The 19,308-nt window shown below is 52.4% G+C and carries 15 protein-coding genes; 6 read left to right on the plus strand and 9 right to left on the minus strand.

Annotation, left to right across the window (positions count from 1 at the left end; genetic code table 11):
• Positions 1–45: 45 nt before the first annotated feature.
• Positions 46–915: an SMP-30/gluconolactonase/LRE family protein gene (locus ACIKP9_RS01075; RefSeq protein WP_400878147.1), complete on the plus strand. Its 870-nt coding sequence runs from the start codon at positions 46–48 to the stop codon at positions 913–915.
• 68 nt (positions 916–983) lie between these two features.
• On the opposite strand, the gene ACIKP9_RS01080 is transcribed toward ACIKP9_RS01075, so the two are convergent.
• Positions 984–1,328, minus strand: a complete 345-nt coding sequence (locus ACIKP9_RS01080) for a helix-turn-helix domain-containing protein (protein WP_400878150.1) — start codon at positions 1,326–1,328, stop codon at positions 984–986.
• Positions 1,329–1,660: 332 nt separating this feature from the next.
• Between ACIKP9_RS01080 and ACIKP9_RS01085 the strand changes: the two genes are divergently transcribed.
• On the plus strand, positions 1,661–2,254 hold the full coding sequence (locus ACIKP9_RS01085; protein ID WP_400878152.1) for a hypothetical protein: 594 nt from the start codon (positions 1,661–1,663) through the stop codon (positions 2,252–2,254).
• An 84-nt stretch (positions 2,255–2,338) separates the two neighbouring features.
• On the opposite strand, the gene ACIKP9_RS01090 is transcribed toward ACIKP9_RS01085, so the two are convergent.
• Together ACIKP9_RS01090 and ACIKP9_RS01095 are read right to left on the minus strand one after the other, a co-directional pair.
• Positions 2,339–4,492 (minus strand): TonB-dependent siderophore receptor, encoded by a 2,154-nt coding sequence (locus ACIKP9_RS01090; RefSeq protein ID WP_400878154.1) that lies wholly within the window; start codon positions 4,490–4,492, stop codon positions 2,339–2,341.
• 140 nt (positions 4,493–4,632) lie between these two features.
• Positions 4,633–7,008, minus strand: coding sequence for a phosphoketolase family protein (locus ACIKP9_RS01095; protein WP_400878157.1), 2,376 nt, complete (start codon positions 7,006–7,008; stop codon positions 4,633–4,635).
• Between the two features lie 104 nt (positions 7,009–7,112).
• Between ACIKP9_RS01095 and ACIKP9_RS01100 the strand changes: the two genes are divergently transcribed.
• On the plus strand, positions 7,113–7,373 hold the full coding sequence (locus tag ACIKP9_RS01100; RefSeq protein ID WP_400878159.1) for a hypothetical protein: 261 nt from the start codon (positions 7,113–7,115) through the stop codon (positions 7,371–7,373).
• Here the strand turns inward: ACIKP9_RS01100 and ACIKP9_RS01105 are convergent.
• The 3 genes from ACIKP9_RS01105 to ACIKP9_RS01115 are packed head-to-tail and all read right to left on the minus strand — an operon-like array spanning position 7,370 to position 10,796.
• On the minus strand, positions 7,370–7,615 hold the full coding sequence (locus tag ACIKP9_RS01105; protein ID WP_400881822.1) for a PAAR domain-containing protein: 246 nt from the start codon (positions 7,613–7,615) through the stop codon (positions 7,370–7,372). The two genes, ACIKP9_RS01100 and ACIKP9_RS01105, sit on opposite strands and share 4 nt — an antisense overlap.
• Positions 7,616–7,650: 35 nt before the next feature.
• The gene (locus ACIKP9_RS01110) at positions 7,651–9,294 is read right to left on the minus strand and encodes a phage baseplate assembly protein V (RefSeq protein ID WP_400878161.1); all 1,644 of its coding nucleotides are present in this window, start codon (positions 9,292–9,294) and stop codon (positions 7,651–7,653) included.
• Positions 9,294–10,796, minus strand: coding sequence for a phage tail sheath family protein (locus ACIKP9_RS01115; RefSeq protein ID WP_400878164.1), 1,503 nt, complete (start codon positions 10,794–10,796; stop codon positions 9,294–9,296). The genes ACIKP9_RS01110 and ACIKP9_RS01115 overlap by 1 nt, the downstream gene beginning before the upstream one ends.
• Before the next feature lie 131 nt (positions 10,797–10,927).
• On the opposite strand from ACIKP9_RS01115, the gene ACIKP9_RS01120 reads away from it, so the two are divergent.
• Positions 10,928–11,770: a ferritin-like domain-containing protein gene (locus tag ACIKP9_RS01120; protein ID WP_400878166.1), complete on the plus strand. Its 843-nt coding sequence runs from the start codon at positions 10,928–10,930 to the stop codon at positions 11,768–11,770.
• A 12-nt stretch (positions 11,771–11,782) separates the two neighbouring features.
• Here the strand turns inward: ACIKP9_RS01120 and ACIKP9_RS01125 are convergent, their stop codons facing one another.
• On the minus strand, positions 11,783–13,681 hold the full coding sequence (locus tag ACIKP9_RS01125; protein WP_400878169.1) for a sigma-54-dependent Fis family transcriptional regulator: 1,899 nt from the start codon (positions 13,679–13,681) through the stop codon (positions 11,783–11,785).
• 280 nt (positions 13,682–13,961) lie between these two features.
• Here ACIKP9_RS01125 and ACIKP9_RS01130 point away from each other — a divergent pair, with 280 nt between their 5' ends.
• The gene (locus ACIKP9_RS01130) at positions 13,962–15,830 is read left to right on the plus strand and encodes a methanol/ethanol family PQQ-dependent dehydrogenase (RefSeq protein ID WP_400878171.1); all 1,869 of its coding nucleotides are present in this window, start codon (positions 13,962–13,964) and stop codon (positions 15,828–15,830) included.
• Between the two features lie 138 nt (positions 15,831–15,968).
• Here ACIKP9_RS01130 and ccoG read toward each other — a convergent pair whose 3' ends face one another.
• Together ccoG and ACIKP9_RS01140 are read right to left on the minus strand one after the other, a co-directional pair.
• Positions 15,969–17,378, minus strand: a complete 1,410-nt coding sequence (gene ccoG, locus ACIKP9_RS01135; protein ID WP_400878174.1) for a cytochrome c oxidase accessory protein CcoG — start codon at positions 17,376–17,378, stop codon at positions 15,969–15,971.
• 124 nt (positions 17,379–17,502) lie between these two features.
• A complete protein-coding gene (locus tag ACIKP9_RS01140; protein WP_400878176.1) occupies positions 17,503–17,928 on the minus strand; it encodes an Mth938-like domain-containing protein in 426 nt (141 codons plus the stop codon).
• Between the two features lie 53 nt (positions 17,929–17,981).
• Here ACIKP9_RS01140 and ACIKP9_RS01145 point away from each other — a divergent pair, with 53 nt between their 5' ends.
• Positions 17,982–19,271: a pyridoxal phosphate-dependent aminotransferase gene (locus tag ACIKP9_RS01145; protein ID WP_400878178.1), complete on the plus strand. Its 1,290-nt coding sequence runs from the start codon at positions 17,982–17,984 to the stop codon at positions 19,269–19,271.
• The last annotated feature ends 37 nt before the right edge of the window (positions 19,272–19,308 follow it).

Genomic DNA, 19,308 nt, shown 5'->3' on the forward strand with positions numbered 1-19,308 from the left:
GCTCTCACATGCCAAGATAATCATGTGATGGATGTGGAGGAGTGTATGGTGAAAACGGTAATAGCCGCCTTGTTTGGTGGCAGCTTGATGTTATCTGGAGTTGCCTCAGGGCATGAACTGAAAGTACTTCAGGGGTTCAAGAACCCGGAATCGGTCGTGGCAGACAAAGCCGGTAGGGTCTATGTTTCCGAGATCGGCGAGTTCGAGAAAGATGGTGACGGCCAGATTACCGTGATCGAGCCGGATGGCAAGCGTCGCGTATTTGCCAAGGGGATGAATGATCCTAAAGGCTTGGCGTTTGTAGGGCAGGATCTTTATGTTACCGACAAGAACCGTATTCTCAGGGTAGGCGTTGATGGTCAATGGACAGTCTTGGTTGATCAATCTGCTTTTCCCGTTCCTCCAGCCTTCCTCAACGACCTAGAGCCGGATTTTGATGGAAAATATCTCTATGTGAGTGACAGTGGCGACATCGCCAACCAAGGCGGAACCAGTGGCGCGATATACCGCGTTATCCTATCCACAGTCAAGGTGGAAACCATCATTAACCATCAACAGGATGCACGTATCAAGGCGCCTAATGGCTTGTGGATGGATGATACGGGCGAGGTGCTGATCTACGTTGATTTTGCCAGTGGCGTGCTGTACAAACTTGATCTACTCAATCGGCACTTGATCGAGCTAGCCAAAGGCTTCGGCGGTGGCGATGGCTTAGCGCTAGGGGCGGACAAGAAGCTTTACATCAGCGATTACATCAATGGCAAAGTGTTCAGCCTTAGCATTGATGATGAGGTCAAGCTTGAAAAGCAGGGTTTTCAAAGTGCGGCTGATATTGGCGTGACTGCGGATGGCAAGGTATTACTGATCCCGGACATGAAAGCAGGCACTGTCACCTGGCTGGAATTGCATGAATAGCTTTCTGTTAAGCCAAGCTGACTGATAAGTTGTAAATCTGCCGCGGATAAAACGGCAGATTTACTGTATTAGCTGGATTTTTTCAGCAGGTGCTTGCTTAATGATTTGGTTGCTTCAATCACATACTTCCTGTCTTTTTCTTCCAGGTTCTGCAACATCGCAATTAACCCTTCTATCTCAGGGTCAAGCGATGTTGGGTTGGATGGCCCAAAAAAAGCCTCGATCGGGCTGGATAACTCATAGGCAATCTTGTTGAGCGTCTTGAGTGAAGGTGCTGTCACTCCACGTTCGATTCTCGATACTGTTTCGATTTCCACACCTAGTCGCTGAGCGACAAACTCTTGTGTCAGGCCTAGGTTTTTCCTGCGTGCTGCAATGGATAGGCCCAATTTCTTTCGTAGTGCATCCTTCATGGACTTGATCCTATATGTCTATTTGATAATAGACATATAGGATCGCTATTGACCTCGTTGTTTATAAGGAACTAATATGTCTATTAACAAATGGACATTAAATATCTATTTTATATGCAGGGATTATTTTAACTTGATGATATTAAATAATAATTTAATGATATTTAGCTCGTTTATATCGCTTGGTTCTAGTGGTTTGCAAATAGACAAATTTATTTGATGTGCTTGATTAAAAATGAAAAATAAAGAGATGGTGTACCGCTGAGCAAGGCAGGGGAGAAGGATATGTATTGGCACAAGGCTCAACGTGGCAGTGAGAATGGCGGTTATGCATGCTAGTGCATAAGTATGTCAAAACCTTGAGGCAAATTGAGGCGTTAAAGGATGAAATTTTTAGGCAACGACAAGATTTCGAGCGCCAGATCAACCTTCACTTGGTGCAGATGGCAGATTTATGCGACGAACACCAAATAGCCTTGCTTAATAAAGACCTGGCATGCCGCAAGGCCTTAAGAAAAATTCACGAAGAGGCTTTTCTCGCAGGGGCCATGGATGAGCGTCAGGCGATGCGCAATAAGCCAGAGTTGATGCTACGTGTTTCTCCATGCATTCAATTGATACAGCAGCCACATTTATTACAGGCAAAGCGTTCTTGCGAGTTTTGCCTGCATTATCAAATGATTTTGCGAGGTTTTCCGTGCTTGGAGCCTCATTTGCAGTTACTGGAGCGCCAGTCCGGATTAGATGTTGAGTACGAATGGGATGGCTTATTGAACAAAGCCAGGGAAATGACCAAGGCACTAATGGATAAAAGCTTTGATGAGGCCAATTACCTGGTGGAATTTTGTGAAGACATCGTTATCAATACTTTGTCGAGCGATAGGGACTTGCTTGAGACTATCACGATGCGATCTTCCTCTTCATGATAGCTAAAGAGCTTGCCGCGCTTGCTTTGATTGTTGTTGTTCCGTCCCTCAAGCCACGTGCATGGTGGCTTGAGGGTTTTGGAGTTATTTGAAATTGTAATTAGCGGTGAACATGACCATGCGTGGGTCGCCGGGATAGCAGGCATTCCCGTTGCAGCCTGAGATATATCGCTTGTCTGACAAGTTGCGACCATTCAGGGCCAATCGCCATGGGCCAGTGTGATAATAGATTGCTGCGTCGAAAACAGTATAGTCAGGCACAGTATAGGTGTTATTGGCATCCCCAGCTTTTTCGCCGTTGTATCGAGCACCTGCGCCTATAGTGAGTCCTGGAATCCATGATGTGAGGTCGTAAGTTGCCCAGATATTGGCGATATTCTTGGGAATCAAAATGGGGCGCTTGCCCAAGGTTGCCTGATCTGCCAAACGAGGTCCTGCTTTGGTGATTTCCGCGTCAATATAGGTATAGGTTGCGACGATATTAAACTTGTCTGTCAATTTCCCAGTGATGTCAAATTCAAAGCCTCGGTTACGTTGTTCGCCGACCTGTACCCGGAATCCATTGTTGTCGTTGTAGCCGGCATTTTCCATCTTGATTTCGTAGAGCGCAAAGTTAGCGCCAAAGCGCTGGTTGGGAGACTCGTACTTGATCCCGGCCTCTCTTTGCTTGCCTGTCACCGGCTTCAGTTGGGCTCCATCCTCGGTAACACCTAATTCGGGCATGAAGGATTCGCTATAGCTGATGTAGGGTGCAAATCCGCTGGAAAACTCATAAAGCAGGCCGGCACGGCCGGAAGTAGCGCCAGGGTCTGTCTTGCTGCGGCGAGTGGCTGCTGTAGTTTGCAATGGACGCTTTTGTAACAGGCTGGTTTCGTCACGTCTTAAGCCAAGGACAGCATTCCAACCATCACCGAATTTAATTTGGTCTTGCAGATAGAAACCATATTGTGAAAGCTCGTCCGAACCTTGATGTCCTGATGCGGTTGGGGTGAAGTTGCCAACAGCGACATTGCTGTTGTTAGGGTTGTAGAGGTTTAGTGCGGTCAATGAACGGGTACCAAATTTTTCTCTGCTGCTGTTGATATGCAATGAATCAAAACCTAGCAGAACTTGGTGATGTAGGGCCGCGGTCTGGAACTCTGTGGCAATCTGGTTATCAGTTGCCAAGGATTGCTCATCAATCTCTCTGATTGCTCTCTGGCGGTTCCAGTTTGTTTGCGTAGAGGAGAAATTTCCGGTGCCCATTGCCCAGCTGCCGTCAAGGTTAAAAGTGTTGTAGCGTACACTTTGCTTGAATTTTGTATTGTTGTTGAAGGCATGTGTAAGCTCATATCCCAAGAGAGTTTGTTCGGTCATGATCTTGTCCATTCCAGGTACGCCTACATATCTGCTGAAGGATATCCGGCCATTTACATTGGGCAAGACAGTACCTGCAGCAGGCAACCCGCGTATGGAAACATATTGACTCTTTTGGTAACTACTCAGCAGGGTCAGGCTGGTTTTGTCGCTGATATCCCAGGTCAGGGAAGGTGCAACATAGGTACGTTGGCGATCGGCATAATCTACCTGATCATCACTGGCGGAAGAGATGGCGACCAGTCGATAGCGTAGGCTCCCGGATTCGTTGAGTGAGTCAGAAAAATCGGCGCTTAATTGTTTTTGCTGGTAATTGCCATAACCGACACCAATCTGTGCAATCGGTTTGTCGGTGGGGCGTTTGCTGACAAGGTTGACGAGACCGCCTGGCGCTGATTGTCCGTAAAGTACGGAGGCCGGGCCTTTTAAAACCTCAACACGTTCTAGGCCAAACACTTCGGTTTGCCCCCAGGCTTGATCCAGAAACATACGCATGCCGTCGCGCAGCACGAATTCGCTTTGGGTGAAGCCGCGGATAGTAAAGTCATCCTGCCCACGACGGCCGTATTGTCCGGCGTCGACACCTGCAACCGAGCGCAGGGCTTCTGTGACGGATTGTGCACCTTGGTCGCGGATTTGTTCGCTACCAACCACAGTAATCGATTGCGGGGTTTCGATCAGCTTGGCATTGGTTTTTGTGGCAGTTTGCGCTGTGCTGGCCTTGTATCCCTTGAACGGGGTAGTGGTGGATTGTTCGTCGCGCTGGGTTTTGACGCTGATTTCAGGGAGTTGATCCTGCCCTGTTGCCTCTTCGGCTGTTGATACCCCGATAACGAGCTGTGCACATGCACAACTCCCGACCAAAAGTGCTTGTTTAAACATTGAATCATTTCCCTGAAAAATGAGCTGGCCTGATGCCAGGCCAGCGGATTTTATCAGTAAATGATATTGGTTATTATTTATTTTTTAGTGTGTGTGCGATGTTAGTTAGCCGGTTTTCATTCATTGGCTAGCCCTGTAGATCAAGCATCTGCAGGCTGCCATTTCCACTCCCTGATCTCAGGCATGTCTTCACCGTGTTGCCAGATGTATTGCTTGTGCTGCGCGAGCTTCTCATCCATGAGCGCATCCAGTACCGCTGCGTTCTCGATATGTGGCAGCCAGCGCAAAGTGTTCTTGACCAGGTTGTAGCGATCCAGGCGGTTGAGTACCGTCATGTCGAATGGCGTGGTGGTGGTACCTTCTTCCAGGAAGCCATGTACGTGGAAATTGACATGGTTGTGGCGTTTGTAGGCTAGGCGGTGGATCAGCCCGGGGTAGCCGTGGAAGGCGAAGATCACCGGCCTGTCCAGCGTGAACAGTTCGTCGAAGGCTTCATCGGTGAGGCCGTGCGGATGCACTTCGTGAGGCACCAGGGCCATGAGGTCGACCACGTTGACGTAGCGTATCTTGAGTTCGGGCACATGCTCGCGCAACAGCATGACGGCAGCGAGCGATTCCATCACAGGTACGTCGCCTGCGCTGGCGATCACCAGGTCGGGCTCCTCGTCAGCGGCGCAGTTGCCTGCCCAATCCCAGATGCTGGCGCCGCGGCGCGCATGTTCGATCGCGGCAGGCATGTCCAGCCATTGGCCTTGCGGCTGCTTGCCCGCGACGATGACGTTGATGAGGTTGCGGCTTTGCAGGCAATGGTCGGTAACCGCGATCAGGGTGTTGGCATCCGCAGGTAAGTAAATGCGGATAATGTCCGGTTTTTTGTTGGCAACAAGGTCGATAAAGCCCGGATCCTGGTGCGAGAAGCCGTTGTGGTCCTGGCGCCAGACATGCGAGCTCAGCAGGATGTTGAGCGAGGCGATCGGCTTACGCCAGGGGATGTGCCCGCATTCCTTGAGCCACTTGGCATGCTGGTTGAACATCGAGTCGATGATGTGGATGAATGCCTCGTAGCAGGAGAAGAAGCCATGGCGGCCGGTGAGCAGGTAGCCTTCCAGCCAGCCTTCGCAGCTATGTTCGGAGAGTATCTCCATCACGCCGCCATGCGGCGCGAGGTTTTCGTCGCCTTCTAGACGCTCCGCCATCCATTGCCGCTTGGTAACCTCAAACAATGCCTGCAGGCGGTTGGAGTTGTTTTCATCCGGGCTGAATACGCGGAAGTTGTGCTGATTGAGCCGCCATACCTCGGCCAGGTACTTGCCTAGCTCACCGGTGGTGCTGGCCTGGCGTTCGCCCGGCTGGGTCACGGCATAGGCGAACTTGCGGAAATCTGGTAGTTCCAGTGGCTTGAGCAGCAGGCCGCCGTTGGCGTGCGGGTTGGCGCCCATGCGCCTTGTGCCCTTGGGCGCGAGCGCACGCAATTCTGCCTTGAGCCTGCCTTGCGCATCAAATAATTCATGCGGTGCGTAGGATTGCATCCAGTCTTGCAACAGCTTGATATGCTCGGGCTTGTCCAACTCGCCGAACGGCACCTGGTGCGCATGGAATGTGCCGGTATTCGGCTTGCCGTCCACTTCCATAGGCCCGGTCCAGCCCTTGGGTGAGCGCAGGATGATCATGGGCCAGCGCGGGCGGTTGACTTCGCGTTTCAGGCTGGCTTCATGCTTGATCTGTTGAATTTCCCCGATGGCCTGGTCCATGACGCTTGCCATGCGCTGGTGCATGAAGTCCGGGTCGCTGCCCTCGACGAAATAGGGCTTGTAGCCGTAGCCTTCAAATAGTTTCTGTAGTTCCTCATCGCCAATGCGCGACAGGATGGTGGGATTGGCGATCTTATAGCCATTGAGGTGCAGGATAGGCAGTACTACGCCGTCAGTCTTGGGGTTGAGGAATTTATTGCCGTGCCAGGAAGTGGCAAGCGGGCCTGTTTCAGCTTCGCCATCGCCCACGACACAGCAGGCGATCAGGTCTGGGTTGTCGAATACCGCGCCGAATGCATGCAGCAGGCAATAGCCTAACTCGCCACCCTCGTTGATCGACCCGGGTGTTTGCGCCGAGGCATGGCTGGGAATGCCGCCCGGGAAGGAGAATTGCTTGAACAGCTTGAGCATGCCGGCTTCATCCTCGGTGATTTCCGGGTAAAGCTCGGTATAGCTGCCTTCCAGGTAGGTGTTGGCAACGACTGCCGGGCCACCATGGCCTGGGCCTGTGATGTAAATCATGTTGAGGTCATGTGCACGAATGACACGATTGGCATGGACATAAACAAAATTGAGGCCAGGTGTAGTGCCCCAATGACCAAGTAGACGTGGCTTGATGTGTTCTGGCAACAGAGGCGTCTTGAGCAGTGGGTTCGCGTAAAGGTAAATCTGGCCTACCGAGAGGTAGTTCGCTGCGCGCCAATAGGCGTGCAGTTGTGTTAGTTCATGTTCATTCAGGATATTGTTCGTGGCGAGTTGCGACATGGACATTCTCCTTGGGAGGGGTCTTCATGATAACAGTCGGGCCTGACACTGCAAGCCTGAAGGAGGGCTGGTAGCCAAGCCGAGCTGGTTCTATACTGAACCACATGAATGCACAGGCCTTGATGCAATTGTTATTGGAGGTGGAGCGGGAAGATCCGATTGATTTTTCCGGTTTGCCGTTTGACGAAGATGATTTGCGCCAATTGGCATGCCTGGATGTGGCAGAGATGATGCAACAGATACAGGCGGGCAACTCTGCGGAAGATAGCCAACTTGTGATGGCTGCCACGGTTACCCGGCTGGTGCTGGAAAATTTAGTGTTGCAAGCCAGGCTGGCTATTCTCTTGCAGGAGGATGTGGGCTAGTCGCCGATGAGCACATTGGATGCGCCTGTCATGATATGGCTGCTCACCATTGTGTCTCCCAGTCGGGCTGCCCGCATGCCACCTATGTAGACTGTTGTCGATCCGTGCATGATGCCACTCAGGCCCATAACTGCGGCTGGCATGCCATTGATGAGCACTGTGGGTATGCCCACGCTGATCTGGCGCATTGCTGGAGGCAGGAAAAAAAGATCACCTACGCGTGCGGCTGGTTTCATGAAGATGCTCCTGTTCTCGACTCAATGATTGGATTGCCGTGTTAATTGATTGAGACGATGGCTCCCCGCAAGGTCAGGTGGCCTGCACTGCGAATTTCACCTTGTGCAGTGCTTTCCATGCGGACGTTGCTTCCCTTGATATTAATGTCTGACCTGGCCTCTAATGTGAAGTCGTTTGTACTGATATGAATGCTGGAGCTTTCGAGGCGCATGCCATGCTTGGAGAGCTGTATCTTGTTTTGGTACTGGTCTGCCAATTGTAATGTGGCATTGGCATCTTGGCTCAGATGCAGCAGCGTGCCGTCATTTGTACTGATGCGGATTTCCTGCTTGTCATCATCCAGTGATATGGTCAATCCATTAGGGCTACGATAGCCGTGTAGCGTTGCCTCATCCCATGGTGTTGTGATGGCACTACTATGGCAAGCGCCAAGAATCACGACATCGCGAGGGTTGGCGCTGGTCAATCCCAGTATGACCTCACTACCTTCTGCCGGGCGGAAGGTAGTGCCTGAGCCATTCCCGGCCTGCAAGGTAGCCAGTCTTGCCCAGACGCCATGGCCAGCAGGGTCAATCAAGGGACAATGAACCTTGATTCTAGAGGCTCCATCTGGGTCATGATTCACATCCAGGACCTTGCCAATGAACAAGCTGGGTGACAGGGGGGCAGATGCTGGTACTTGCTGCTTGGCTTCTGCAGGCAGGCCTATGTCGAAATGCGTTTGCGGAGCCGCGCCTGGCGTTAACTCAAATTTAACCCCGCTAATGTAGTACTGCCCCGAGACATGGTCGCCATATTCTTGTAGCAGCAGTGTTTGACCGGGTTGTGCGAGATGTAGGCCTAGTGCCGTGATCCTGCCTTGTATCATGGCAAGCCGTGATCGCATGAGCTCAGCATTGGCAAGATACTGTAGTTCTGGGGAGTCGTATTCTCCTGCGACGGGTGTGGTGGAGATGCTTGGTGGTTGAGCAGTTGCCAATCGGGAGGCTACCAAGCGCTCATTAACAGGGAAATCAACGGCTTCAGCTTCTGCAACTTCTAATGCTTGATTATTAGGATCCCATGCAGAAAGGCGGAGGCCTGCAACCTGTTGACTACCATCTACCATGAGATCCAGGCTGATAAGGTCTTGGCGTGCCAGCAGAAACCCAGCATCGGGTGTTAATGCAGGTGCCATGATGTCGAGCATTTGTCCGCTACAGCGAGCCACCAAGCCAATTGCACGCAAGCGTTGTAACAAGAAATCCCAGTCGGTCAGCTGATGTTGGATAACACACTTGTGATGGAGCGTAGGGCCGGTGAAATGCATCTGCACATCATGTCCATGCAGTAGCTCCGCCGCAATATCACGATCAGACATATCCTGGAAGATGCGGCTACGTGGCAGCGTTGTTAATCCAACGAGGCAGTGGCAATTCAGGGTGACAATACATCCTATCAGTGAAAGATTGATATTGTGAGTAGTGATGGTTCCCGAAAATACAATGTGCTCATCGGCCTTGATTTCTATGGGCTGGCCGGGGAGCAAGGTGCCACCTTCTTCATCGAGTTGTTCTAGCGCGCTAAAAGCTAATTGCACGGATGCAAACGGCACGGTGTTGAGCCGCTGTTCAATTGACAAGGCATGAAGGTTGGTTAACGTCTTGCCTGCAATCAAGAGCTGCAACTGCGGATGACCGCACATTAGGATGATTCCAGTGAACGTGGCTTGCTAGCTGTTGTAGGCAGGATGGGGTTGATCGCCACATTGATGGGGCTTGTCTGGGCGCGGACTTTCTTCTTGCGTACCTGAAACACGACATTATCCGCACTTTGCACGGGGAGGGGCTGGTCAGTGGCAAGCTGGTGCTGGAGTTTCAGGATGGTGAACTCTGCAGGCCTGGCTAATGCAAACCCAACGTCAATGAGGATACGGCCAGCAGCGACATCGGCAGCTGTCATGGTTTGGTCAAGGCCAAGCCGCACAAAAAACGCCTGCTCTGGTTTATTACCCTGTAATGCACCGTTACGCCATAAGGTTTGCAGGAAGGTTTCAACGCTTTGTCTGATTGCAGCCCACATATTGGTGTCGTTGGGTGCAAAACGGTGTGCTGATAAATATTGCTCCAGCGATGCTTTGATGAAGCCGGTCGTGAGTGTGGCGGTAATATAACGTGACTCGCTATCGTTGCCTGCTAAGGTGCGGCCACCCCAGAGTCTTATACCTCTTCCGCTGAAACGGCGGATGGCATTGATGGATTTGCCGGTTTGTGGGTCTACATTCAGAGTTTCTTGCTGCTGATCATGAATGCTGACGCTTAAGGAGCGTATACCCTGGATCTCGGCAGAGGTGGGTGTTTTCCAGATACCTATGTTCCTGGCATTGGCCTGGAACAGGCCCATGATGGTGCCACAGGGGGGGATCATGCGGTGGATATTTCCAGGTGACTCTTGCAAGCGTTTGCGCAGCAATGAGGATTGTAGTTTGGTCGCCTTGTGATATTGGCTCCACGCATTGGCAACGCCAGGCGTGTACTTGATTTCCAAGTGCGCCATACTCTGCATGCCGGGATTGATCACCTCTAGCCAAGGCAGGAAAGCTGCGCCATAACGCAGGTAACGGTCGCCAATCTGCTTGCGGAAATCATCGACGGTTGTTGTTAGCGTGGTGTGGTTGCAATAGGGGATATCCAGTATTGCCAGGCAATTGGTTTGTTGTTGGCAATACGCTAGTAGTTGCTGTTGCAACTGCGGCAAGGCTGGCAAGGATACTGCATCAGGCATGGCCACCATGGTGAATGAAGGCGACACTGGTAGTTGCCCAATGGCGCTGGAAAAAGCCGCTTCATCTGGCGCGTCTGGAAAAGCGCCAAGTGAGAGGATTTCGCACAGACCGCCACCATTGGCAAAGTATTGCTGTACGCAGGCATGGAGATAGAAGGGACTATAGCCTTCACGGGTCACGATCTGGCCGTGCACATCAAGCATTAGGCGTAGAGTTTCACGTGGCCCCTGGCCAAAGCAGCGTTCAAATTCAGCTAGGGAGGCAATCGGCATGCGCTCACCGCTGCTGAGGCCACGCCCGCTCAAGTCAGTCACTTTTGCGGTATAGCCGATGAATAGAGGTAGGCAAGTCACCGCAGGCGTGACGACAGGCATACGCGGTATTTCCTCGACATAAACCCCAGGAAATTGTTGATTCCCCATGATTTACTCCCCGATTTTATTTTGAGTATATTCATATTACTGCAAATTGAGCGAGGTATTAAGGATTTTGTAAAAAAATGTAAATGCCTACGCAGATTGGTGAATGTAGGTGGCGCAGTTAAAATGCGCGCATGACTTTGCAAGCAATGACAAGCGGCGCCCAGCAAGCCAGGGTGGAATTACGACAGGCGGCACTGCAGATGCTGTGCCAGCGCGACCCCAATACTAAGGCGCAAGCGGTTCAGCGTTTATATGAAGCCTGGCAGGCAGGTGCCACGCGTATTGATCCCCAGCCCAACCTTGAGGTCAAGGACGCGATACCAGGACGTCCAGATAAACCTGAGCTGGTTTCCCCTCTATTGCTAGAGCGGCGTTCAATGCGCACTGCCGAGGGCCGGGCTGCCTTGATTCACGCGCTGGCGCATATCGAGTTTAATGCCATCAACCTGGCGCTGGATGCCATCTGGCGGTTTGTCGATATGCCGGAGCAGTATTACGCAGATTGGCTAAAGATCGCCGCGGAGGAAGCACTGCATTTCAGCATGTTGCAAGCGCACCTGCAAAGCCTGGGCTACCAGTATGGCGATTTCACGGGTCATGACAGCTTATGGGAAATGGTGGCAAAAACCAGTGATGACGTGCTGGCGCGCATGGCACTGGTGCCGCGCACATTGGAAGCGCGCGGACTGGATGCTTCACCACCGTTGCGTGCCAAGTTGGCACAGGCGGGCGACCTCAAGGCAGCGGCCATCCTGGATATTTTGCTGCGCGATGAGATCGGCCATGTGGCGATTGGCAATCATTGGTATGGCTGGCTGTGCGAACAACGAGGCTTGGAGCCTATATCCACTTACACCAAGTTAACCACGCAATACGAAGCTCCTAAGCTGCGAGGTCCATTCAACTTTCCGGCACGCCGGGCGGCCGGATTTAGCGAAGCGGAGTTGGCTTTGCTGGAGCATCCATCACGCTGATCTGATGCTTGCCTACAACATGTTCATTGCATGCATGCGCCGGTACAGCGTATTGCGGCTGATACCCAACTGGCGGGCTACCGCCGAAATATTGCCACGATGAGCCTGCATGGCCGCTTTGATCGCTTCTGCAGTCAGGCTGTTAAGCGATAAGTCGTTATCCTCTGCGCCAGTATTTTCCATATCGTCGAAGAAGTCCTGTGTCAGGTGCATCATGGAAATAGGCGCTTTACCTGAGAGTGCCAAGGCGGTACGCAATACATTATGTAGTTGTCGCATATTGCCAGGCCATGGGTGCGCTTTGAATAATTCCATGACGTCTGCATCAATCGCCTTGCCAGTGGCGTTTTCAGTTTGCAGGATAGTATCTACCAAGGCTTGCAAGTCCTGGCGTTGCCGCAGGGCGGGCAGGGTAATCGTGAGACCATTGAGACGGTAGTAAAGATCACGGCGAAATTCACCGCTCTCAACTTTTTCCCGCAATTTCTGGTTGGTGGCGCTCAACAGGGCAAAGTTGACAGGCTTTGATTTTGTGCTGCCCAGAGGAGTCACGCTGCGTTCCTGCAGCACCCTTAATAGGCGTGCCTGCAAGGCCAGTGGCATGTCACCGATTTCATCTAGGAACAGCGTGCCGCCGTCGGCTTGTTCCAGCTTGCCGGGGCTGCCCTTGCGGCGAGCGCCGGTGAAGGCGCCTTCTTCGTAGCCGAACAGCTCAGATTCGATCAAGCCTTCGGGTAGCGCTGCACAATTGACGGCTATCCAAGGGCCTTGGCTGCAATCACTGGCTTCGTGGATGGCGCGTGCGAACAACTCCTTGCCTGCACCAGTTTCGCCTTCAATGAGGATGGGGATATCTTGATTGATGACCAGTTCTACCTGGCTAATTGCCCGGGCAATGCGTGGATCGCCAGTATTCAGCATGTTGAGGCTGGCAGGGCAACGCTTACTGATGCTAATAGTGTTAACGTCGGTGGGCTGCGCCGCCACAGGCTGGCGTATCTCGACACGGGCATAAAGCCTGGCTTCATGCGCCGTATAGAGCGGCGTGATCAATGATTTTGCAGCCTGTTGCGCTTGCATGAGAGTCTCTGGCCTGGCGGCGAATAAGTCGCTAAAGGCGAGATTGTCGATGTCATCCAGCACCATGCCGAGTTGAAATTGGCCGCTGCGGTTTAATGCCACCAGGCGATGGTGTTCATCGAAAATCGCGATACCTTCCCACAAGGTACCGATGAATTCAGGGCGTGCGTGAAAGTGCAAGGAATAAGCACCTTCGTTGCTGGCCGTGAACAGGCGGTTCTCAATCATCTGGGCCGACATGCGTACCAGGGCCAAGGTATGTTGTTGTGACATGCTGGCGTCCGTGGAGACATCCAGTGTCCCCATGACCTGGTTGCGTGCACTGAGAATAGGTACGGCAGAGCAGGCCAGCACTTGGTTACGCTCAAGGAAGTGCTCTGCACCTTGCACCATCATGGCGGCGCGTTCTATCAATGCCGTGCCAATTGCATTGGTGCCACGCAAGCTCTCTTGCCATGATGAGCCGGGAATCAAGGCCACGCGCTGGGCATCATCAAGAAACTCACTATTGCCTTGGCTATGCAGGATAAAACCTTGTGCATCGGTCAGCACGATCACGCTACGCGTATGGCTGATCTGCTCGTTCAGGCTTTCCATTTCTGGCCTGGCCTGCGAGAGCAATAACTGGTTGGCTTCCTGCTTTACCAGTAATTCCTGACGGGTCAGTATTTCCGTGCGTACCTGGGCACCAACCTCCATGCCATTTTCCACGCACCTGCGCCACGAGCGCTCGATCTCCTCGGAAACGCCACCATTTTCCACGACCCCGCGGGCAAGGAATTCATTCCTTGCATGGAGTAGCTGCGAATAATCATGAGCAGGATTTTGCATGGGTTAAGTACCTGATTGTATGGATATGAACTAGTGTGTCAGCCAATGTAGCACCTGTTCATTCATGACACAACTCTGATGTGGGTATCTGTGTTTTTTGATGGATTGCAGAAAAATCTTGATGCCTTCCAGCCCATGTCCAGCCTGGTTCTTGCCAAGTATTCCTGCTTTTTTCAGCTGGTTGGCACACGCCTTGCCATAGTCAATGGCCGGGAAAAACTCCCGGGTCAGTATACGGCATAACAAAATAATGGATGAACGATAGACTATGGAGAATGGCATGAAGGCTAGAAAGATAGCGATGGCAGTTGGCGCCGGTTTGCTGGGTCTTGCAGCAATCCCGGCAATGGCAACCGATCTGGAAAACCTGATGAAGGACGATGGCCAGTGGGCGCATCCACGCAAGGATTATGCAAATACCGGCTATAGCGGCCTGTCGCAGATCAACAAGAGCAATGTGAAGAACCTGAAGTACGCCTGGACGTTTGCCACTGGTGTAAACCGTGGCCATGAAGGCGCGCCGTTGGTGATCAACGGGGTGATGTATATCCACACCGCGTTCCCTAACAATGTGTATGCGCTTGACCTGAATAACAACCAGAAAATTCTCTGGTCTTACTTCCCCAAGCAGGACCCATCCGTACAAGCTTTGCTGTGCTGCGACAACGTCAACCGTGGCCTGGGCTTTGGCGATGGCAAGATTTTCCTGCAACAGAATGATGGCGTCCTGGTTGCACTGGACGCCAAGACCGGCAAGAAGATTTGGGATGTGGCCGTCGTCGATACCAAGTCCGGTGCCTCAACCACCAACGCGCCGCATGTGATCAAGGATAAAGTGGTGACTGGCTGTTCTGGCGGTGAATATGGTGTGCGTTGCTACATCTCTGCCTACAACATCAAGGATGGCAGCCTAGTATGGCGTGCCTACAGCACTGGCTCTGATGCCGATGCCTTGATTGGCAAGGATTTCAACAAGGACAATCCGCACTACAGCGCTTTGTCTTTATATGAAGATGTGAATGGCGGTAACAAGGAGGGTGGTTCCTTTAAGGCATTGCCCAAGGAAAAGCTCAAGTTTCCGGAAAAAGACCTGGGCATCAAGACCTGGCTCAAGCCGCAGGCTGTCAAGAACGGCTGGGAGCATGGCGGTGGCCCGACCTGGGGCTGGTACTCCTATGATCCTTCCCTCAACCTGATGTATTACGGCACTGGCAACCCCGGTACCTGGAATCCAGACGTGCGCCCTGGCGACAATAAGTGGTCCATGACTATTTTTGCGCGTGACGTGGATACAGGTGAAGCACGCTGGGGCTACCAGATGACGCCACATGACGAGTGGGATTACGACGGCATGAACGAAAGCATCCTTTGGGAAGCCAACGGCAAGAAGCTCGCCACCCATTTTGACCGCAATGGCTTTGGCTATACGTTTGACCGCACCAACGGCACTTTGCTGGTGGCCGAGAAAATGCACCCGTTCGTCAATTGGGCCAAATCCATTGACCTCAAGACCGGTATTCCGCAGAAAGACCCCAAGTACTCCACGCACCAGGACTACAACGCCAAGGGTATTTGCCCATCTGCATTGGGTGTGAAGGACGAGCAACCTGCTGCATTCTCGCCGCGCACCAAGATGTTCTATGTGCCGCTCAACCACGTGTGCATGACCTATGAGCCTACCGAATCCAAGTACATTGCAGGCCAGCCGTGGGTAGGGGCGACCTTGACCATGTTCGCCGGGCCAGATGGCGTGATGGGCGGCTTTATGGCCTGGGATGGCCTCAAGGGCAAGGCAGCCTGGTACAACAAAGAGAAATTCTCTGCCTGGGGTGGCGCGTTGGCAACTGGTTCTGATCTTGTGTTCTACGGCACGCTGGATCGCTGGTTCAAGGCGCTTGATGCCAAGACCGGCAAGGAGCTATGGAGGGCGCAAGTAGGCTCTGGCGTGGTCGGCAATGCGATCACTTATACGCATAAGGGCAAGCAATATGTTGGCGTGCTATCTGGCATTGGCGGCTGGGCTGGCGTTGCCATGAACCTGGGTCTGGAAGAAGAGACTGCGGGCTTGGGTGCTGCTGGTGGTTACAAGGAGCTGAAAGACTGGAATGCCGCACCTGGTGGCGGTGCCATGAATGTCTTCAGCTTGTAAGGTGTTTTTATTGATGTGCTGACACATCATCTCCTCGACTCATTCTGGCTCATCTCCACTGAGTAATGTCTGAGTCCTTTTGCCCGGTACCTTCCTGCCGGGCTTTTTTTTGCCCATTCTCGGCAAAAATCGCCGAACTCATTTTGCAAAGAAATTAGCCATGAGGTTCTCAGCAGCATCAGCTTGTGTTTGTGGCGTGATGCTCACAATGAAACTGGGCGTGCTGGCAGCCATGGCGGGTGGCAGTGATACGCTGAAGTTGCTGGCGTAAGACTTGCCTGCCGGAATGGTAATTGCCTGGCTGCCCTTGAAGCTTTCTGCGGGTAGGCCATGCACCTGAATGGCATAGGTTTCTGCGCTGGCGGATTTGTTGCTGATGCGTAATTCATAACGGTTGCGCAAGCTGCCATCTGCAAGCTGAGTCACCAAGGGTTGCCTTTGTTGCTGCACGATAGCGGTGAAAGGGCTGAGTGTGCTGATTGCATGCCAAGTAAAGGCCATGCTGGCGATCAGCAATGAGGCATAGCCCACGCGTTTTGCGTGCGACCACCGTTGCTGGCGCTCCTCTGGTTTCTGGAGGTGCTCGTCGCGGTCAAAGCGGATCAAGCCGTGTGGTAGCTTGAGGCTATCCATGATGTTGTTGCAGGCATCCACGCATAAGCCGCAGGATATACAACCAATCTGGAAGCCTTTGCGGATGTCAACGCCGGTCGGGCAGACGTTCACGCAATAATTGCAGTCTATGCAATCGCCAAAGCCTTGCTCACGACGCGTTTCGACCGTCTTGAGTTTTGCGGTGGGTGCTTGGCGACCTTGCTGGCCTTCGCCACGTGCCTGGTCATACATGACCGTGATGGTGGAAGGATCCTGCATCACACCTTGGAATTTGCCATAAGGGCAGGCCACAAAGCAGATGTCTTCACGCGCAAAACCGGCCGCGACATAGGTAGTGGCAGTGAGGACGGAAATCGTGACATAGGCTGCAATCGCTGCTTCCCCAGCAAATAACTGCCTGAAAAGCGTTCCTGCCTCGGCAAAATACAGGGTGAAGGTGATAGCCGTGGCAAATGACAACCCCAGCCAAAGGGCATGGGTGCTGCCGATCAAGGCAATTTTTTTCATGCTCCATGGGGCTTGTTGCAGGCGCTTCCTGGCTTGTGCTTCTCCTTGTATCCATTTTTCGATGAAGCGGAAAGCATCCGTCCATAAGGTCTGGAAACAGAAAAAACCACAGAAAATCCGCCCGAACATGGCAGCCGAGACGAATAGCAAGCTGGCAGCGATAACCATGATGCCCACGAGCACCATCAAATCCTGTGGGTAAAGCACTAGGTTGAACAGGTAAAAGCGCGCACTGCCAATATCAAACAACAGGGCTTGCCCGACTTGATTGGGCCAGGGCAACCACGGCAGGAGGAAGTACACGCCAAAAGCGAGATTGAGGATGATGGACTTGATATTGCGGTATCGCCCCTTGACCGAGTAAGGCACGATAGGAATGACTTTGCGTGCTGGGGTGGCGCGGACGAGGGTGGCTTCTGCTTGCATGGCAATTCCTGATTGAATGATGCTATGCAGAATTGTGCGGAAGCAGGTGGCTCTATAACAGATTCAGATATTAATTAATTAATAGGATCAGATTGATGAAATGTATTGCTGTGCCTGTGTTTTATCAAACAATCAAGGCGGCTGCCACCTGGCGACTTTCTGCCATCAGGATATTGTAGGTGCGGCAGGCAGCTTCCGTAGTCATGCACTCCACGCTGATGCCCGCTGTAATTAAATCGCGGCTGATGGAGGGGTGCAGGAAGCGATGCTTGTTGCCAGTGCCGAGCAGGATTAACTCCGGCTTTAGCGTTAGGAGCTCCTGAAAATGGTCAGCTTGCAGATGATCGAAGCTCTCGACAGCCCAGCCCGGATTGATGTGCGCGGGCAAGACAATCAGGCTATGTTCATGGCGGTGGTGGTTGACTTCCACCCAGCCATCGCCGTAACCGGTAATCAGGTGGCTGCCTGCAGCCTGGGTCAGGTGTAATTTCATCAGCGGATATATCGAATAATCAATGGAGTCTTTTGAGGAGTGGCGCTTCAATTGCATGCCAACTCAATGTAAGATAGCACATTTTCCCCAACCGACATCTACGGGTTACCATGCAAGAAATCTCCAAGTCCAGCAAGCTCAATAACGTGTGCTACGACATCCGTGGCCCGGTGCTGGATCGAGCGCGTGCAATGGAGGAGGATGGTCACCGCATTATCAAGCTTAATATCGGTAACCCTGCGCCTTTCGGTTTTGCTGCACCAGAGGAAATCCTGCAGGACGTAATCCGCAATATGGATTCTGCCTCTGGCTATACCGACTCCAAGGGCTTGTTCGCTGCACGCAAGGCGATCATGCACTACACCCAGCAAAAGAATATTCAGGGTGTCACCATTGACGACATCATCATCGGTAATGGTGTTTCCGAACTCATTGTCATGGCCATGCAGGCCTTGCTGAATAATGGCGACCAGATATTGGTGCCGATGCCGGATTATCCATTATGGACGGCAGCCGTGAATTTAGCCGGTGGTACAGCGCGTCATTATGTGTGCGATGAGCAGACTGGCTGGCTGCCTGATCTCAAGGATATCGAAAACAAGATCACGGCCAATACCCGCGGTATTGTGCTGATCAACCCGAACAACCCGACCGGCGCCTTGTACCCCAAAGAAACCCTGGAAGGCATTATCGAGATCGCACGTCATCACGGCCTGGTGATTTTCGCCGATGAAATCTACGACAAAGTTTTGTTTGATGGCAACACGCATACTTCCGTGGCATCGCTGGCTGATGACGTGCTGTTTGTCACGTTTAATGGCTTGTCCAAGAATTACCGTACCTGCGGATATCGTGCTGGCTGGTTGGTGATCTCGGGCGAAAAGCGCCATGCCAAGGATTACATCGAGGGCCTGAATATGCTGGCCTCGATGCGCCTCTGTGCCAACGTGCCTGGGCAATTGGCTATCCAGACCGCACTGGGCGGTTACCAGAGCATCAATGACCTGGTGGCACCGACAGGGCGCTTGTGCAAGCAGCGCGATCTTGCCTACAAGATGTTGACTGATATTCCCGGGGTGAGCTGCGTCAAGCCCAAGGCTGGCCTGTACTTGTTCCCGCGCCTTGATCCCAAGATCTACCCAATTGAGGATGACCAGCAATTCATCCTGGATTTGTTGCTGGAAGAAAAAGTCTTGCTGGTACAAGGCTCAGGCTTCAACTGGCATGCACCTGACCATTTCCGCGTGGTTTTCCTGCCGAATGTGGATGATCTCACCGAGGCCTTCACTCGGATTGCCCGATTCCTGGAGAATTATCGCAAGCAGCACAGCACGCTCACTGTGGTGGATGGCAAAGCTGCAAAAGAATTACAAGCAAAGCCACACAATGCAACTGCATGATGTGGCTGATCTATAAGATTGAAAAGCAATAAACTGG

Origin of the sequence: Methylobacillus methanolivorans (assembly GCF_044751345.1) — a bacterium.
In the GTDB taxonomy this organism is placed as follows: domain Bacteria; phylum Pseudomonadota; class Gammaproteobacteria; order Burkholderiales; family Methylophilaceae; genus Methylobacillus; species Methylobacillus methanolivorans.

What these genes read in the sequence shown, in the direction of transcription:
- ccoG (WP_400878174.1), bottom strand. Translation starts at nt 17,378, where the DNA reads ATGCAAGCAGAAGCCACCCTCGTCCGCGCCACCCCAGCACGCAAAGTC.
- ACIKP9_RS01145 (WP_400878178.1), top strand. Translation starts at nt 17,982, where the DNA reads ATGCAAGAAATCTCCAAGTCCAGCAAGCTCAATAACGTGTGCTACGAC.
- ACIKP9_RS01130 (WP_400878171.1), top strand. Translation starts at nt 13,962, where the DNA reads ATGAAGGCTAGAAAGATAGCGATGGCAGTTGGCGCCGGTTTGCTGGGT.
- ACIKP9_RS01090 (WP_400878154.1), bottom strand. Translation starts at nt 4,492, where the DNA reads ATGTTTAAACAAGCACTTTTGGTCGGGAGTTGTGCATGTGCACAGCTC.
- ACIKP9_RS01120 (WP_400878166.1), top strand. Translation starts at nt 10,928, where the DNA reads ATGACTTTGCAAGCAATGACAAGCGGCGCCCAGCAAGCCAGGGTGGAA.
- ACIKP9_RS01085 (WP_400878152.1), top strand. Translation starts at nt 1,661, where the DNA reads ATGCTAGTGCATAAGTATGTCAAAACCTTGAGGCAAATTGAGGCGTTA.
- ACIKP9_RS01140 (WP_400878176.1), bottom strand. Translation starts at nt 17,928, where the DNA reads ATGCAATTGAAGCGCCACTCCTCAAAAGACTCCATTGATTATTCGATA.
- ACIKP9_RS01125 (WP_400878169.1), bottom strand. Translation starts at nt 13,681, where the DNA reads ATGCAAAATCCTGCTCATGATTATTCGCAGCTACTCCATGCAAGGAAT.
- ACIKP9_RS01080 (WP_400878150.1), bottom strand. Translation starts at nt 1,328, where the DNA reads ATGAAGGATGCACTACGAAAGAAATTGGGCCTATCCATTGCAGCACGC.
- ACIKP9_RS01100 (WP_400878159.1), top strand. Translation starts at nt 7,113, where the DNA reads ATGAATGCACAGGCCTTGATGCAATTGTTATTGGAGGTGGAGCGGGAA.
- ACIKP9_RS01110 (WP_400878161.1), bottom strand. Translation starts at nt 9,294, where the DNA reads ATGTGCGGTCATCCGCAGTTGCAGCTCTTGATTGCAGGCAAGACGTTA.
- ACIKP9_RS01115 (WP_400878164.1), bottom strand. Translation starts at nt 10,796, where the DNA reads ATGGGGAATCAACAATTTCCTGGGGTTTATGTCGAGGAAATACCGCGT.
- ACIKP9_RS01095 (WP_400878157.1), bottom strand. Translation starts at nt 7,008, where the DNA reads ATGTCGCAACTCGCCACGAACAATATCCTGAATGAACATGAACTAACA.
- ACIKP9_RS01075 (WP_400878147.1), top strand. Translation starts at nt 46, where the DNA reads ATGGTGAAAACGGTAATAGCCGCCTTGTTTGGTGGCAGCTTGATGTTA.